The sequence below is a fragment of the uncultured Allobosea sp. genome, assembly GCF_945956895.1.
Classification (GTDB): Bacteria; Pseudomonadota; Alphaproteobacteria; order Rhizobiales; family Beijerinckiaceae; genus Allobosea.
Window position 1 is genome coordinate 1 of record NZ_CAMFJF010000065.1, and the last position, 15,674, is coordinate 15,674.

General features: G+C 65.1%; 14 protein-coding genes. 12 read left to right on the forward strand and 2 right to left on the reverse strand.

The annotated features are described in order from the left end of the window. Nucleotides 1-154: 154 nt before the first annotated feature. Nucleotides 155-1,870: a site-specific integrase gene (locus Q0Q02_RS20170; protein WP_293812143.1), complete on the forward strand. Its 1,716-nt coding sequence runs from the start codon at nucleotides 155-157 to the stop codon at nucleotides 1,868-1,870. On the opposite strand, the gene Q0Q02_RS20175 is transcribed toward Q0Q02_RS20170, so the two are convergent. Further along, the gene (locus tag Q0Q02_RS20175) at nucleotides 1,867-2,619 is read right to left on the reverse strand and encodes a hypothetical protein (RefSeq protein WP_293812144.1); all 753 of its coding nucleotides are present in this window, start codon (nucleotides 2,617-2,619) and stop codon (nucleotides 1,867-1,869) included. The genes Q0Q02_RS20170 and Q0Q02_RS20175 overlap by 4 nt on opposite strands. Before the next feature lie 275 nt (nucleotides 2,620-2,894). Between Q0Q02_RS20175 and Q0Q02_RS20180 the strand changes: the two genes are divergently transcribed. The 7 genes from Q0Q02_RS20180 (at nucleotide 2,895) to Q0Q02_RS20210 (ending at nucleotide 10,794) form a co-directional block, all read left to right on the forward strand. Beyond that, nucleotides 2,895-3,656, forward strand: a complete 762-nt coding sequence (locus Q0Q02_RS20180) for a hypothetical protein (protein WP_293812145.1) — start codon at nucleotides 2,895-2,897, stop codon at nucleotides 3,654-3,656. 129 nt (nucleotides 3,657-3,785) lie between these two features. Next, nucleotides 3,786-5,009, forward strand: coding sequence for an ImmA/IrrE family metallo-endopeptidase (locus tag Q0Q02_RS20185; RefSeq protein ID WP_293812147.1), 1,224 nt, complete (start codon nucleotides 3,786-3,788; stop codon nucleotides 5,007-5,009). Between the two features lie 3 nt (nucleotides 5,010-5,012). After that, on the forward strand, nucleotides 5,013-5,528 hold the full coding sequence (locus tag Q0Q02_RS20190) for a DUF4411 family protein (protein ID WP_293812149.1): 516 nt from the start codon (nucleotides 5,013-5,015) through the stop codon (nucleotides 5,526-5,528). A gap of 541 nt (nucleotides 5,529-6,069) precedes the next feature. Continuing rightward, nucleotides 6,070-7,077 (forward strand): trans-3-hydroxy-L-proline dehydratase, encoded by a 1,008-nt coding sequence (gene lhpH / locus Q0Q02_RS20195; protein WP_293812151.1) that lies wholly within the window; start codon nucleotides 6,070-6,072, stop codon nucleotides 7,075-7,077. A gap of 144 nt (nucleotides 7,078-7,221) precedes the next feature. Further along, nucleotides 7,222-7,905, forward strand: a complete 684-nt coding sequence (locus Q0Q02_RS20200; RefSeq protein WP_293812153.1) for a GntR family transcriptional regulator — start codon at nucleotides 7,222-7,224, stop codon at nucleotides 7,903-7,905. Between the two features lies 1 nt (nucleotide 7,906). Continuing rightward, on the forward strand, nucleotides 7,907-9,346 hold the full coding sequence (locus Q0Q02_RS20205) for an aldehyde dehydrogenase family protein (RefSeq protein ID WP_293812155.1): 1,440 nt from the start codon (nucleotides 7,907-7,909) through the stop codon (nucleotides 9,344-9,346). 56 nt (nucleotides 9,347-9,402) lie between these two features. Further along, complete coding sequence (locus tag Q0Q02_RS20210) at nucleotides 9,403-10,794, forward strand: amidase (protein WP_293812157.1); 1,392 nt, start codon at nucleotides 9,403-9,405, stop codon at nucleotides 10,792-10,794. A gap of 232 nt (nucleotides 10,795-11,026) precedes the next feature. Here Q0Q02_RS20210 and Q0Q02_RS20215 read toward each other — a convergent pair whose 3' ends face one another. After that, nucleotides 11,027-11,710, reverse strand: coding sequence for a GntR family transcriptional regulator (locus Q0Q02_RS20215; protein WP_293812159.1), 684 nt, complete (start codon nucleotides 11,708-11,710; stop codon nucleotides 11,027-11,029). 319 nt (nucleotides 11,711-12,029) lie between these two features. Here Q0Q02_RS20215 and Q0Q02_RS20220 point away from each other — a divergent pair, with 319 nt between their 5' ends. The 4 genes from Q0Q02_RS20220 to Q0Q02_RS20235 all read left to right on the forward strand — a co-directional run. Continuing rightward, nucleotides 12,030-13,562 (forward strand): ABC transporter substrate-binding protein, encoded by a 1,533-nt coding sequence (locus Q0Q02_RS20220; protein ID WP_293812161.1) that lies wholly within the window; start codon nucleotides 12,030-12,032, stop codon nucleotides 13,560-13,562. Beyond that, the gene (locus Q0Q02_RS20225) at nucleotides 13,559-14,515 is read left to right on the forward strand and encodes an ABC transporter permease (protein WP_293812163.1); all 957 of its coding nucleotides are present in this window, start codon (nucleotides 13,559-13,561) and stop codon (nucleotides 14,513-14,515) included. The genes Q0Q02_RS20220 and Q0Q02_RS20225 overlap by 4 nt, the downstream gene beginning before the upstream one ends. Further along, nucleotides 14,512-15,330 (forward strand): ABC transporter permease, encoded by an 819-nt coding sequence (locus Q0Q02_RS20230; protein ID WP_293812165.1) that lies wholly within the window; start codon nucleotides 14,512-14,514, stop codon nucleotides 15,328-15,330. The genes Q0Q02_RS20225 and Q0Q02_RS20230 overlap by 4 nt, the downstream gene beginning before the upstream one ends. Nucleotides 15,331-15,379: 49 nt before the next feature. Continuing rightward, nucleotides 15,380-15,674: creatininase family protein (locus Q0Q02_RS20235; protein WP_293812166.1), on the forward strand; the 295-nt coding region annotated here is incomplete at its 3' end.

The following is a 15,674-nucleotide window of genomic DNA, read 5'->3' on the forward strand; positions in this document are numbered from 1 at the left end:
CGCTGCAATCGCACTGCAGAGGTCAGGGGTTCGAATCCCCTCAGCTCCACCAGGCCCGACGTAAGTCGTTGATCTCCCGAAAAACTGTTTGATTGCAGCGTCTTGCCGTGCTGTGTGGTCCACATTTCTGGTCCACAACGCATAGCGAACCCTTATGGCGCGCCGCTCTGAGCATCTCCTCCTGCGTGGAAATATCTGGTGGCTCCGGGTCCGGGTGCCGGACGCGCTGAGGCCGATCATCGGCAAAGTGGAGATCAGGCGGTCTTTGAAGACCTCCGATGGAGCCGAGGCCAAGCGCCGGGTTCGCATCGAGCGCATCAGGGTCGAAGCCGAGTTCGACGATGCCCGCGTGGCCTTGGAGCGACAGCGCGCCGCAGCCGGGGGCGCCACGGCGGCTTACGTCACCCTGACGGAAGAACAGGTTTGGGCGCTGGCGGCCCGGTGGTTCGTCGAGCAAGAGAGGGCCGGCGCCAGCCGTCCGGTCGAGATCGGCGACGAAGAGGTCATCCAGAACCTTAGTGAGGACCTGCCGCATATCGAACGGTTCGAGGAGGTCTCCCGCACTGTCCATGAAGAGGTCGATAAGCTGTTGGCGAAGGCCGGTGTCTTGCCGGGCAACGGATCGGTCGAACCTGCGTGGCGAACGAAGCTCTCGCGGGCCATCCACGCCGCGATGATCGAACGCGAGAGGCGGCTGCTCAACCGAGTGACGGGAGGAGCGGCCGTGACGCTCAATCCGAACTTCCACGGTCTGTCTGCTGCGACGGAATTGAAACCGGTTGCAATCTCTACGGTGACGCTCGCTGACCTGATCAAGCGCTACAACTCCGATCCAACACGGGCCGCCCCTTCACCCAAGACGAAGCTCAAGCAGGATGCCCAAGCCCGGCTATTCAAAGACGTGATCGGCGGGAAGGCGCTGGTCTCCGCTATCGACCGGGAGCAGGCGCGCAAGCTCCTCGACACCGTGAAGGTGCTGCCCTCGAACGCGACGAAGCGGTTCCCTAAGAAGAAGCTCGCCGAGGTCCTGGAGATCGCCAAGGCGAAGGAGCTGAGGCCGATGTCGGTCACGACCGCCAACAGCTATATGAGCGCCTTCGTCTCGTTGCTCGACTTCGCCGTCGCCGAGCACATAATCGAGAAGAACCCGGCCAAAGACCTGCGCCTCGCTAGCGACGGCGTGAAGCGCAAGGACAAGCGGCTTCCGTTCACCGTCGCCGATCTCACCGCCATATTCGCAGCGCCGCTCTACAGCGGCTGTCTCGACGACGAGGCCGGGTATAATCGGCCCGGACCCAATCGGCCACGCAGAGGCCGCTTCTGGGTTCCGCTGGCGTCGCTCTATTCAGGGATGCGCCTCAACGAAATCTGCCAGCTCACCGAAGACGACATCGCCGTCGAGGACGGCACCGACATCATCCTAGTCCGATCCGACGAGGAAGGCGTGAAGCGGGTGAAGACCACTGCCGGCCACCGCTTCGTTCCGATCCACCCCGAGTTGAAGCGGCTCGGCTTCCTCGATCATGTTGCCGCTATCAGGAAGACGCAGCCGGCGAGGGCACGCCTCTTCCCGGAGCTGACCACAGCGAGCACGGGCTACATCTCCGACAATTTCAGCAAGTGGTTCGCCAACTTCCTGGACAAGGTCGGGATCAAGGACGCCCGCAAGAACTTCCACTCCTTCCGGCACACCTTCCGGGACGGACTGCGCGAGGCCGAAATCCCGCAAGACCGGGTGCGGGAGTTGGGCGGCTGGTCGAGCGGCAGCACAGAGGACGACTACGGGTCCGGCACTCGGCCGAGCACACTGGCGCAGGAGATCGCCAAAGTCCGCTATGAAGGCCTTAGCCTCGACGGCCTCCGGCCCTAAGCGCTGCTCCTGGCTCGTGCCTCCCACAAGCGCCGGAAATTCATTTCGGCCTGACGGACAGAGAAGCCCGCCGGGATAGCCAGCAGTCGATCTGCCGGGCGCGTGGGGGCGATCCTTCGCGGTCGGCCTGTCGCCACTGTGGCGGTGGTGTTCTGGCTCACTTGCTCGGCCGGAGGGTCCTTCTGCACGAGCTGATACAGCGTATTGGTAACAGCGCGGCTGTCGCGCCACGGCATCAGCATTGTCCCAACCGTTCGCACGACGGCGTGGAGATCGTTGGGGGCCGCAGAGTAGGCCGACAACCACCCTGTGACCTTGTGGTCCAGGTCCTCCAGATAATGGCGCCGCATGAGTGCGGTCGAGGCGGCCTTCGCCAACCGTAGCGTCGCGCGAACTTCGCGGATGAACCGCGCCTTGCGCTCGGCCGCAATCGCGATGACGGGGTGTCCTGCCCTTCTCGCGATCCGATAGCCGAGGAAGGTAATGCCCCGACCCAAAGGGGTCGGGACGGTCTTGGTGTGAAGCGCAAGCGGACCAACCGGATGCTCAGCGAGCAACGTAGTCAGGGTTCGATGCGTCCGTTCCACGGCTTCCCGTGTCGTGCCCAGGACGAGGAAGTTATCGCAGTGATTGAACACCACGGCCTCGTGCTCATGCTCGCGCTCCAACGCCTCCAGCACCGGCCGGTTGAGGCTGTAGGCGAAGAGCGGCGAAACGGACGATCCCTGCGGAAGGCCCCGCGTCGTCAAAGTCCCCATAGAAGAAGACGAACTCGTGAGAGCCCTTCCCTTCCTGTCTATGATCAGTCCCTTGTCCTCCTTTCCCCTGAGGGTCACGATCTGCTGGATCGCTCAGTTCGGCAGGTTCCACTCCGCCCTGATCGCATCCATGTTCTGGATGCTCTGGAAGCAGTTCTTGATGTCGAACTCTGCTGCGTAACGGTATCCGGAACCGCATGCTCCACAGCAAGAGCGCTGCCGGTATCGCCCCGACGCGGCCTGTCGCATCCCGCTGGTTCAATCTCATGACGACGGTTGCTGAGAGCGCAGGCGACGTCTGGATACACCGAGAAAAGGATGCGCTTTGGTGGACAACCTCGCTGCCGGATGGCCCGTCATTTGAGCGGTTTCAGGAGCCTCGGCCTCTCGGCGATAAGCCCGATGTGATCATCTGCCATAAGCCCTGCGATCCTTGGTCCAATCGGAACCGGAAGGGCAACCGGCTAGACTGGAATAGCCTCCATCCACGAGCGCAAGAATTCCTGTTCACTGAAGGCACCCTGCAGCAGCTGAGCCCAGCGAACGCTGAATATGCCTTAGCGCTTATTGGTGGCGACGATCTCTTGCCATGGCATGGCCTCCGAGAATGGCAAGCGAAAGCCAGTCGGCGGCGGAAAAATCCAGGCCTCGTCTTCAACGCCCGCCAAAAATCGATTGCATACATGGCGATGATGGCAAAAGGCACCGTAGCGGGTGCAAATGGCCAGCAAGTGCTCCGAACCGTAAAGAACAAGGACCTGCTTATTCCCGAGGTTGAGCTGGAGCCATACCTCGCCGCGCTCCTTGATGCACAGGAGGGGCTCTGTGCAATTACCGGCCTTCGGCTCCAGTTCCACGGTGAGGAGGAGGATGCGGAAATGCTCTGCTCCCTGGATCGCATCGATAGCAATGGCCACTATGCGTTCGGCAATCTCCAGATCGTCTGCCGCTTCATCAATCGATGGAAGAGCAGTGGGGATGATGGCGAGTTCCGACGACTTCTATCGGCTGTGCGTTCACTCGCGTAACTCGGTGGGCAGAGCGCGGCAAACCCCACAGTGCGATGCCGGCCCAGCAGCATACTGCCCTCGTTTACGAACCATGCTTATGCTGCATCATTACCAGATGGAGAGCATCGGCTTGCTCGTGAGTTTGTGATGCCAGACCTCAACCCTGAAATCCTGCTCTGGGCGCGTGAAACGGCGGGCCTGAGCCTGCAGGAAGCCGCCTCCAAGCTCGGCATCGACGACGCGCGCGGTGTACCGGGAGCGGAGCGGTTGGCTGCGCTGGAGGCGGGTGAAAGGCAACCCAGCCGCCCACTTTTGCTGAAAATGGCCAAGCAATATCGCCGTCCCTTGCTGACGTTCTATCTGCCGGCCCCTCCTCGCATGGGCGAGCGCGGCCAGGATTTCAGGTCGCTGCCGCCCGAGCACTCGCGTCGGGACGATGCGCTCGTCGACACCCTTGTCCGTGACGTTCGCGCCCGGCAGGGGATGGTGCGCGCCCTGCTCGAAGCCGAGGATGAAGCCCATCCGCTGCCCTTCGTCGGGTCCATGGCAATGAGAGACGGGGCTACGGCCGTGCTCGCATCCATCATGCAGGTGTTGGGGCTGGACCGATCTCAGTTCCGGCACGGGCTCTCCCAGAACAGACACGCTAAGAAAGGATTTCCCTATCTACGTGAACAGGCCGAGAGAGCCGGCATTTTCGTGCTGCTAATGGGCAATCTCGGCAGCCATCATACTAGCCTGGACCTGGAAGCCTTTCGAGGCTTCGCCTTGGCCGACCCCGTCGCCCCGTTCATCGTCATCAACGATCAGGATGCCGATACGGCTTGGTCGTTCACACTGTTGCACGAGCTTGCGCACATCTGGCTCGGTCAGACAGGTGTCAGCGGAGCTGCTCCGACGACGGCGCTCGAACAGTTCTGCAACGACGTGGCGGGGAACTTCCTCCTACCCTTCGAGGAAATCGCCCAGGAGCAGGCGCTTAAGCATGCACTCTTCGATGGGGTTGTCCGCCGCATCGGTGAAATTGCCGAGGCTTACAAGGTCAGCCATTCGCTGGTCGCCTATAAGCTGTTTCGCAGCAACATCATCACGCGCGATATGTGGGGTCAGGTTTCCCGGTTCTATCGCCAGAAGTGGCTCGCCAGCCGAGCCGGATCGAAGAAGGACCGGGAAGCAAGCAAGGGCCCGGACTACTACGTGGTGCGGCGCCATCGGATCGGCCGCCGCCTGCTGTCGCTCGCGCGTCGCATGCTAGAAGATGGGGCGCTCGCCCCCTCGAAGGCAGGGCGAATTCTGGGAGTGCGGCCCACCAACGTCTATGCTCTTGTCGATGAAGCCGGGCGACCCGCGGCCGTGAGCGCGAGGAGCTGACGGTTGCTCTACCTCGTCGACGCCAACGTCCTTATCACAGCCGACAGCCAGTATTATCCGTTGGGCAGGGTGCCGGAGTTCTGGGACTGGCTGCTGCATATGGCGTCACAGGGCACAGTTAAGATGCCGACCGAAATGATCGAGGAGATCAAGGCCGGCGATGACGCCCTGGCGGAATGGGTGTCTGATCGGGAACACCTCGAAGCACTTCGGCTGGCTGAAGATGTCGACGTTGGGCTCCTTCAACGGGTGATTGCAGAAGGCTATGCTCCCGATCTCGACGACACTGAGATCGGTCGTCTCGGTCAGGACCCGTTCTTGATCAGCTACGCCCTCAAGGATGTTTCGGCTCGTCGCGTTGTTACCACGGAGGTCTCGAAGCCAACTCGGCAACGGGCGAACCGTCACATTCCCGATGTCTGCAACGGCTTCGGAGTTGGCTGGTTAAACAGCTTCGAGCTGGTGCGGACCTTGAACTTCTCGACCAATTGGCGGGCTCAGCTGGCCGCAAAGTCTTGATCTCTCAGACGCTCTGCCCACTGGAGATTGCGTGTCGGATGCGCCGGTAGCGCGCTCCTGCTCCATAAATTTTTTGGTACATATTTGTGCTCCGTATCACACAATGACCGACGTTTATCCGATTGATAATGCGCAATTATTTTTAGTTCGGTTCTCGTCCCCTCAGCTCCACCAAGGCTTTCCATCGAACGCTGATATCGTGCCGCTCTTCATGAGCTGTCATGCGTGATCCCATCCTCGTTGAATGTAGTCAGCGTTTTTCCGTGGTGCGGGACAGCTTCACCTTGGCGAAGGCGATATGATCGAGCTTCGGCGCCGCTCGGAAGCCTTCGATGCCGCCGTCGTCGACCAGCCGGCGGAACCGGATCTGGCAGGGTGCCTTCGGCAGGCCGAATCCTGATCAATGCCAATACTGCCCGCGGCGATGCCGGCCTGATGGGGATCGGTCGAGGCGGAAGGGCTTGTTCAGGCGCCATCTTGCAGATGGCGCCTGAACCTGCTCAAGGCTGTGCCGAGACCATCGCGATATCAGGGGGGAACGATGCAGGCCGATCGTGTGATTCAGACCGTCGAGGCCCATACCGGCGGCGAGCCGTTCCGGATCGTGACCAGCGGTTTGCCGCGACTGCCCGGCAGCACGATCGTCCAGCGGCGCGACTGGGTGAAGAAGAATATCGACGAGATCCGGCAGGCGCTGATCTTCGAGCCGCGCGGCCATGCCGACATGTATGCGGGCTACCTGACCGAGCCGGTCTCAGCCCATGCCGATTTCGGTGTGATCTTCGTCCATAACGAGGGCTACAGCGACCATTGCGGCCATGGCGTCATCGCGCTGGCGACGGCGGCCGTCGAACTTGGCTGGGTCAAGCGCGCCGAGCCGGAGACGCGCGTCGGGATCGATGCCCCCTGCGGCTTCATCGAAGCCTTCGTGACCTGGGACGGCAGGCGCGCCGCCAGCGTGCGCTTCGTCAACGTGCCTTCCTATCTCGTCCATCGCGATGTCTCCGTGGAGACGCCGAGCTTCGGCCGGGTCACCGGCGACATCGCCTTCGGCGGTGCCTTCTATTTCTATACGGATGGCCGGCCCTTCGGCCTCGCGATCCGGCGGGAGAATGCCGAGGCGCTGATCCGCTTCGGCGCCGAGGTGAAGATCGCCGCCAACGCGGCTTTCCCGGTCGTGCATCCGGAGATCCCGGAGCTGAACCATATCTACGGCACGATCATCGACGGCGATCCGCTCGATCCCAAGGCGACGCAGGCCAATTGCTGCATCTTCGCGGACCGGCAGCTCGACCGCTCGCCGACCGGCTCCGGCACGGCCGGGCGCACGGCTCTCCTCCATGCCAAGGGGCTGTTGAAGCCCGGCGAGCTTCTCGTCAACGAGTCGATTGTCGGCTCGATCATGACGGGCCGGGTCCTGCAGGAGACGAAGCTCGGGGAGATCGACGTCGTCATCCCGGAGGTCTCGGGCAACGCGCATCTCTGCGGCCAGGCGACATGGTTCATCGACCGCGACGACCCGCTGCGGCACGGCTTCCTGCTGCGATAGCGCGCCCGGAGGCCTCGGCTTCTCCGGGGTTGAATTCCCCATTCCGGCAGAAGGGCATGCCCTGCGCGAGGGGCGCCCAGCCACGCGCTCGGATTGACAGTCTCTGTATCCTGGATACCATTTTCGGCGATTGTGGAGACGTCGATGGGCCAGGTGCTCGCATGGCGCAGCCAGTCGCGCCTGCTCGACGAAGTGGCGCAGGCCCTGCGCGAACGCATCTATGCCGGGGTTTACGCGCCCGGCGCAACGCTGCGGCAGGAGCGCATCGCGGCCGAGTTCGGCATCAGCCGGACGCCGCTGCGCGAGGCCTTCCGCGTGCTGGAGCGTGACGGGCTCGTCGTGAACAAGCCGGGCAGCGGCGTCAGGGTCGCGACGGCCGATCTGCCGAAGCTGCTCGATGCCTATGCCGTGCGCGAAGCGATGGACGGCGTCGCGGCGCGCCATGCGGCCGAGCGCGCGACACCGGCCCAGATCAGGCAATTGGCGAATCTTGTCGAGCGCCAGAGGAAGCTGATCGCGGACTGGAATGCGAGCGGCTATTCCCAGTCGAATATCGATTTCCATCTCGCGGTCATCGATGCCGCCGGGAATGCCTCGCTGTCGCCGCTCGTGCCGCTGCTGCACCTGACCTCCCAGGTTTTCGCGCCGGCCTTCGCGCTGTCCTGTGAGCGGGCCGCAGCTGCGGTCGCCGAGCACGGCGACATCCTCGACGCCATCCGGAAGCGCCAGCCCGACGACGCCGAGCGCCTCGCCCGAGCCCATATCCATGCGACGGCTGTCCGCCTCAAGGCGCAGCTCACCGAAAAACAAAACCCGATCGAGGATTGACGTGAAGACCTATCGCAATTTCATCGCCAACGAATGGCGTGATGCCGTGGATGGCGAGCATATCGAGGTTCGCAATCCCTCGACCGGGCAGGTTCTGGCGAAGCTCGCGCGTGGTCGGCGTGAGGATGTCGATCTGGCGGTCGCCGCTGCCCGTCAGGCGCTCTCCGGCGAATGGGGCCGCCTGACCGCGACGGAGCGCGGGCGCATCCTGAGCCGGATCGCGACCGGCGTGCTCGGGAATATCGACCTTCTCACCGAGATCGAGGCGCGCGATGTCGGCAAGCCACTGACGCAGGCGCGCGCCGATGTCGTGGCGCTGGCACGCTATCTGGAATTCTATGGCGCCTCCGCCGACAAGGTGCATGGCGACACCATTCCCTACCAGAACGGCTTCACCGTCCTGACGATCTACGAGCCGCATGGCGTCACCGGGCATATCATCCCGTGGAACTATCCCATGCAGATCCTCGGCCGCAGCCTCGGCGCGGCGCTGGCCATGGGCAATGCCGCCGTCGTCAAGCCGGCCGAGGAAGCTTGCCTGACCATTCTGGAGTTTGCGCGGATCGCGCTGGAGGCCGGGCTGCCGGCCGGTGCGCTGAACATCGTCACGGGCTTCGGCGCGGAAGCCGGCGCGGCGCTCTCCGCGCATATCGACATCAACCACATCTCCTTCACCGGCTCGGCCCGGACCGGCGAGATGGTGCAGGCGGCCGCCGCCCGCAACGCCGTGCCGGTCACACTGGAGCTCGGCGGCAAATCGGCCCAGGTCGTCTTCGCCGATGCCGATCTCGACCGCGCCGTGCCCTTCCTCGTCAATGCCGGCATCCAGAATGCCGGCCAGACCTGTTCGGCCTCCTCGCGTATCCTCGTCGAGCGCTCCGTCTATGAGGACGTGATTGCGCGCATGAGCGAAAAGTACCGGGCTCTCAAGGTCGGGCCGGCCGAGTCGGATCTCGCCGTCGGCCCCGTCGTCTCGCAGCGCCAGAAGGCGATCGTCGAGGACTTCCTCGGCGTTGCCCGCAAGGACGGCCTGAAAATCGCGGCGCAGGGCATGATCGTCCCGGACGCGCCGGCCGAGGGGGCCTATGTCGCGCCGACCCTGCTGCGCGACGTCCCGCCCGATCACAAGCTGGCGCAAGAGGAAATCTTCGGCCCGGTGCAGGTGATCATGCCCTTCGATACCGAGGAGGAGGCGCTCGCGCTCGCCAACGGTACGCCCTACGGGCTGGTCTGCGGCATCTGGACGAGCGATGGCGGCCGGCAGTTGCGCATGGCGCGGGCCGCGCATGCGGGCCAGGTCTTCATCAACAATTACGGTGCCGGCGGCGGCGTGGAGCTGCCCTTCGGCGGTGTCAAGAAATCGGGCCATGGCCGCGAGAAGGGTTTCGAGGCCCTCTATGGCTTCGCGAGCCTGAAGACCATTTCGATCTTCCACGGGTGAGGGCGTTTCCGCGGTCCTTCGGGCTGCGGGAATCTGGATATGACGAGGGCTGCTCCATGACCGACCTTGCCGATCTGAGCGCCGTCGCGCTCGTCGAAGCCTATCGGGCCCGCAGGCTTTCGCCTGTCGAGGTCGTCGATGCCGTCATCCAGCGCATCGACGCCTGGGAACCGCAGCTCAATGCGCTCTGGGCCTATGACCCGGAGGCTGCGCGCGAGAGCGCGCGGCAGTCCGAGGTGCGCTGGGCCAGGGGAGAACCGCTCGGCGCGATCGACGGCGTGCCCGTCACGATCAAGGAGAACATTGCGACGAAGGGGACGCCGGTTCCGCTCGGTACGGCCGCGATGACATTGGTGCCGGCAGCCGCCGATGCGCCTCCAGCGGCACGCACGCGCGAGGCCGGCGGCGTGATCCTGGCCAAGACCACCATGCCCGATTACGGCATGCTCTCGTCCGGCCTGTCGAGCTTCCACAAGCTCGCGCGCAACCCCTGGGACCTCTCGACCAACCCGGGCGGGTCCAGCGCCGGGGCGGGTGCTGCGGCGGCTGCCGGCTACGGCCCGCTCCATATCGGCACCGATATCGGTGGCTCGATCCGCCTGCCGGCCGGCTGGTGCGGCCTCGTCGGCCTGAAGCCTTCGGCCGGGCGCCTGCCGATCGACCCGCCCTTCATCGGGCGCGCCGCCGGTCCGATGACGCGCACGGTTGCCGATACCGCCCTCTACATGTCGGTGCTGACCAGGCCAGACCGCCGCGACACGATGGCCCTGCCTTATCAGGAGATCGACTGGCTCAACCTCGCCGGCTCGGTGAAGGGCCTGAAGATCGGCCTGTGGCTGGAGGCTGGCTTCGGCCAAGCCGTCGGCGACGAGACACTCGCGGCGGTGCAGGGCGCGGCCGCTGCGCTCGCAGATGCCGGTGCCACGATCGTGCCGATCAAGCCGTTCCTGACGCGCGCCATGATCGACGGGCTCGACCGCTTCTGGCGGGCGCGGGGCTATGAGGACGTTTCCCGCCTGCCGCCGGAGCAGCAGGCCAAGATCCTGCCCTATATCTTCAACTGGATCATGACCGCCAAGGACTTCACGGGCGGCGACGTCTATTCGGGCTTCGCCCAGATCGAGGCGATGCGCAACGCGCTCCATGCCGCGCTCAAGGACGTCGATTTCATCATCTCGCCGACGGCGCCGGAGCCTTCCTATCCGGCGGAATGGGCTTCGCCCTTCAACGACCCGCAAAGGCCGTTCGAGCACATCGCCTTCACGGTTGCCGCCAATATGGGCGGCCAGCCGGCCGTGTCGATCAATTGCGGCTATTCCGGCGGCGGCCTGCCGATCGGCCTCCAGATCATCGGCCAGGCCTTCGACGATCTGGGCGTCCTGCGCCTTGCCCGTGCCTATGAGGCGATGCGCGCGCCGTCGCGGCCCTGGCCGACGCTCGCTGGCTGAGGCTTACGCTGCGCGGATTGCGGCAAGGCCGGCGGGAATCGTGACGCCGGGGCGTGGGCATGGCTGCACAGGGCTTCGAGCATCTCCGGCCCCAGAGGACGCCGGCAGGCTGCACGCGCTGGTGCGGGAAGCCGTGCGCTTCGCGGCGGGGGCAATCGCATGCCCCGCCTCGACCGGCAGCTGCGGCGTCTGGGGAACGCCGCGGCGCTGTCAGGGCCGACGGCCTGAGGCGTTAGATTTCGCCCGCCTGCTCCGGCAGACGCGAGGTCACCCCGACGATCGGCCGCAGGTGCTGCTCGAGGATCGCCAGCGCCTTCTCCTCGTCCCATTCGGAGAGGGCGGCGACCAGCGCGTGATGCTCCTTGCTGATCCGCGCGACGCGGCTCGGATCGGTGCTGATCGCTGTCATCGCGACGCGCTGCTGGCGGGCGCCTAGCGACTGGTAGAGTTCCGACAGTACGACATTGCCGAGTACGGCGATCATGACGAAATGGAACTCGCGGTTGAGCTCGACCCGGTTGAAATAGTCGCCTTGCGGCAGGCGCTCCAGTGTTTCGAGAATCGCATGCATGTCGGCAGGCACCGGCAGCTCCTCGCGACAGATCCGGCGGATCGCGTGGCCCTCGATCATGCGGCGGGCCTCGTAGAGGTCGAGCAGCTCCTTCGCCGTGACTTGCCGGACGAGCGCGCCGCGGCGCGGCAACAGGTCGATGAAGCGCTCGGCTTCGAGGCGGTGGAACGCCTCGCGGACCGGCGTTCGCGAGACCCCGAGCGCGGAGGAGATCTCCTCCTCCTCGATGAAGCAGCCGCCAAGGAAGCGGCCGCGCAGGATCTGCTCGCGCACGTAGAGATAGACCCGCTCCCGGGTCGGCTTCCCGCGCAAGGCAGCCATCTCGTCCTGTTCGATCATGGCCATCGACATCGCGCCCCTTTCGATCTTCCATAGGGCCTTGGAGAGTAGACAACAAAAAATCCGCCACGTATACATGACGCATCAAGAGCGTTGCTCATCTGTTCGTCTTACAGTGAAGCCGCGCCGGGGAACCGCATGACCGTATACGCCACCATCGCGACAGGAAGCCGGAGTCCGGGCCGATCGGCCGGACGGGGCTGGCCTTGTCGGATCGCTGGCGCGGTTATTGCTCGCGTCCGCCCGGTTCCGCCCTTCCCGCCATCGGGATGCGACAGGGCTTGAAGCCCCCAGGCAGCCGGACCCAGCAGCAGAGGATCAGCCGATGACCATCTCTCGCCGTTCCGTCCTTGGTGCCGGTCTTGCCGGTCCGCTGCTGGCCTCGCCCTTCCTGATCCGTCCCGCAAGCGCGCAACGCGCCGCCGGCATCATCCGCTACGGCCTCTCGGCCTTCCCGCCGAACCTGCAGCCCTGGGTCTCGACGGGTGCCTCGGCCGGCACGGTCAAGATGCTGATCAACCGCAGCCTCGTCTCCTATGACGGCAAGGGCCAGTTGCGCGGCGAACTCGCCGAATCCTGGGCGCGCGATGCCGAGGGCGCCTGGGTCTTCAAGCTGCGCAAGGGCTGCGTCTTCCACAATGGCGAGCCGGTCACCGCGGACGATGTGAAATGGTCGATCGAGCAGATCGCCGGCGAGAAATCGACCGCCTATATGCGCACGCAGTTCCAGCTGATCGAGCGCGTCGAGATCCCCGATCCGCAGACGGTCCGCCTCGTGACCAAGGAACCGCTGGTCACGCTGCCGAGCTGGTTCGCCAACTACAACACCTTCATCATCTGGCGGAAATCCAATCCCAACGAGCCGATCGGTGCCGGTCCGTTCCGCCTCGTCGGGCAGGAGCGCGGTACCTCGCTGGAGCTCGCCGCCTTCGACAAGTTCTACAAGCCGGGCATTCCCAAGGCGAAGGGCATCAAATTCGTCGTCTATGCCGACGAGAACCTGCGCAATGCGGCGCTGATCTCGGGCGATGTCGACATGATCGAATATGTGCCGTGGCAGTCGATGGCGACGGTGCAGGCTGATCCGCGGCTCAAGCTCGACACGCAGGAAGGGCCGTTCATGGACGTGCTCTTCAACGGCACGAAGCCGCCGTTCAACGATCCGCGCGTGCGCCGGGCTGTCGCCCATGCCGTGAAGCGCGAGGATATCGTCAAGGTCGCCTTCTTCGGGCGCGGGAAGCCGCTCGAAGGCGTTCCGGTCGTCGAGGGCACGCCCTGGTACGACAAGGAATTGGCGCATGGCTGGAACTACGATCCGGCCCGGGCCAAGGCGCTGCTGGCGGAGGCTGGCCATGCCAACGGCTTCCAGACGACCATTCTCGCCACCGCCCAGTTCGGCATGCACAAGGACACCGCCGAGATCGTCCAGCAATATCTCGCGGCGATCGGCATCCAAGCGGAACTGCAGCTTCCCGACTGGTCGACGCGGGTGAGCCGCGGCACGCGCGGCCAGTACGACATGGCGATCCACGGCGTCTCCTCGGACAACAACGATCCGGACGGGCTGACCGTGGTGCTCGACACCTCGCTCTCGCCGACGCATGGGCGTTCCTTCAAGGTCGACGCGCCGCGCACCGTCGCCGCGCTGGCCAAGGGCCGGGCCGAGTTCGACCAGGCCAAGCGCGTCGAGATCTACAAGGAGATGCAGCGCGCCGCCCTCGAGGAGGTGCCGATGGTCGGCCTCGCCTGGCGCGAGCAGGGCTATGGCATGGACAAGGGCATCCAGGGCTTCGCGAACCTGCCCGGCGCGCTCTCGACCTCCTCCGGCAACATGCTCGAGGAGACCTATTTCGGATGAGCGCGAGCTGGCTCGGGCGGCGGCTGATTCTGACCCTGGCGATGGCCTGGGTCGTTGCGACGATCGTGTTCCTGGCGCTGCATATGGTGCCCGGAGACCCGGCCGAGCTGCTGCTTTCGACCTCCGGCGCCATGCCCGATCCGGCAACGGTGCAGGAATTGCGCGAGAAGCTCGGACTCGATCAGCCGCTGATGGTCCAGTACGGCCATTTCCTGGCCGGGCTGGCGCGCGGCGATCTCGGCACCTCGCTGGTCGACGATTATCCCGTGATCCAGGAGATCGCGCTCAGGTTGCCGCGCACGCTGGAATTGATCCTGGCGGGGACGTTGATCGCGGTGGTGGTCGGCGTGCCTGCTGGCGTCTATGCCGCGGTCCATCGTGGCGGCGTCTTCGACCGCGTCGCCTCCTGGATCACCGCGCTCCTGCTCGCCGTTCCGGTTTTCGTCGTCGGCACGCTGCTGGTGCTGCTGCTGGCACAGACGTTGCGCCTCATGCCGGCGGGCGGCTTCGTGCCCTTCGCGCAGGATCCGGGGCAGCATCTCAAGCTTCTCGCGCTGCCCGCGGTCGCGATCGCAAAGGGGCTGGCTGCCGTGCTGTTCCGGATGACGCGAGCCGCAACACTTGATGCGCTTGCCCATGACTATGTCCGCACCGCCCGCGCCAAGGGGCTGTCCCCGCGTCGGACCCTCGTCGTCCATGTGCTGCGCAATGCGCTGAACCCGGTCGTCACCGTGCTGGGTCTCCAGATGGGCACACTGCTCGGCGGCACGGTCCTGGTCGAATACGTCTTCAACTGGCCGGGCCTGTCGACGCCGCTGCTGCGCGCGGTCGAGGGGCGCGACTATCCGATGGTCGTCGGCATCATCCTGACCATCTCGGTGCTGTTCCTGCTCATCAATCTCCTCGTCGAACTGCTGCATGCGGCGATCGATCCAAGGGTGCAGCACGGATGAAGCGGCGCGGCGTCCAGAAACTCCTCCTGCCCGGCGGCGTGGTCGCGGCAATCCTGCTGATCGCGATCGCGGCGCCGTTGCTGCCGCTGCCCGATCCGATCCGGCAGGACGTGGCGCGGCGCCTCGCCGGGCCGATGCCGGGCTCCTGGCTCGGGCGCGACGAATTCGGCCGCGACGTGCTCTCGCGACTGGTCTGGGGCGCGCGCACCAGCCTTTCGGTCGCCTTCATCTCGGCGCTGTTCGCCGGGCTTGTCGGCATCACGCTCGGGCTGATCGGCGGCTGGGCGCGCAGCTGGGGCGCCTTCCTCACGGTGCGCAGCGTCGAGATCATCATGTGCTTCCCGCCCGTGCTGCTGGCGTTGCTGGTGGTGACGCTGCTCGGCCCCGGCGCCGCGACACTGATCCTCGTCCTCTCGGTGCTCTATGTGCCCGGCTTCGCGCGAGTGACCTATGCCGAGGTGCTGGCGGTGAAGGGGCGCGACTATGTCGAGGCGACGCGGGCGCTCGGAGCCACGCAGTCGCATCTGCTGTTCCGCACCGTGTTGCCCAATATCGCCGGGCCGCTGCTCGTGCAGTTCTCGCTCGCGGTCGCCGCCGCCGTGGTGATCGAGAGCGGCCTGTCATTCCTGGGGCTCGGCGTCGTGCCGCCGGCGCCGTCCTGGGGGCTGATGATCCGCGGCGCGCGCTCGACCATGGAGCAGGCGCCGCTGCTGCTGCTCTGGCCCTGCGCCGTGCTGACGCTCACCATCCTCGCCATGAATCTGCTCTGCGACGCGATGCGCGACGTCCTCGACCCCCGCACCAGCGAACGCTGACAAACCAAGCCGATCTCAAGGCAAGCTATTTCGAAGGAAGGACCACGCCATGGCTACCAAGACCGACCCTCTCGTCCATATGGGCACCATCACGGGCGGAGAGGCGCGCGAGCTGCTGAAATCCAACCCCGTGATCCTGCTGCCGATGGGCAGCCATGAGGACCAGGGCCCGCATGCGCCGATGGGCGACTACCTGCTGGCCGAGAAGATCGCAGAGCTTGCCGCCTTGCAGGCGAGCAAGGCCGGCACGCGCACGCTGGTCGCGCCGGTGCTGCCCTATGGCGGAGCGGACTGGTTCGGTCCGATGATCGGCGGCATCGCCATCTCGCAGGGCACGCTGACGG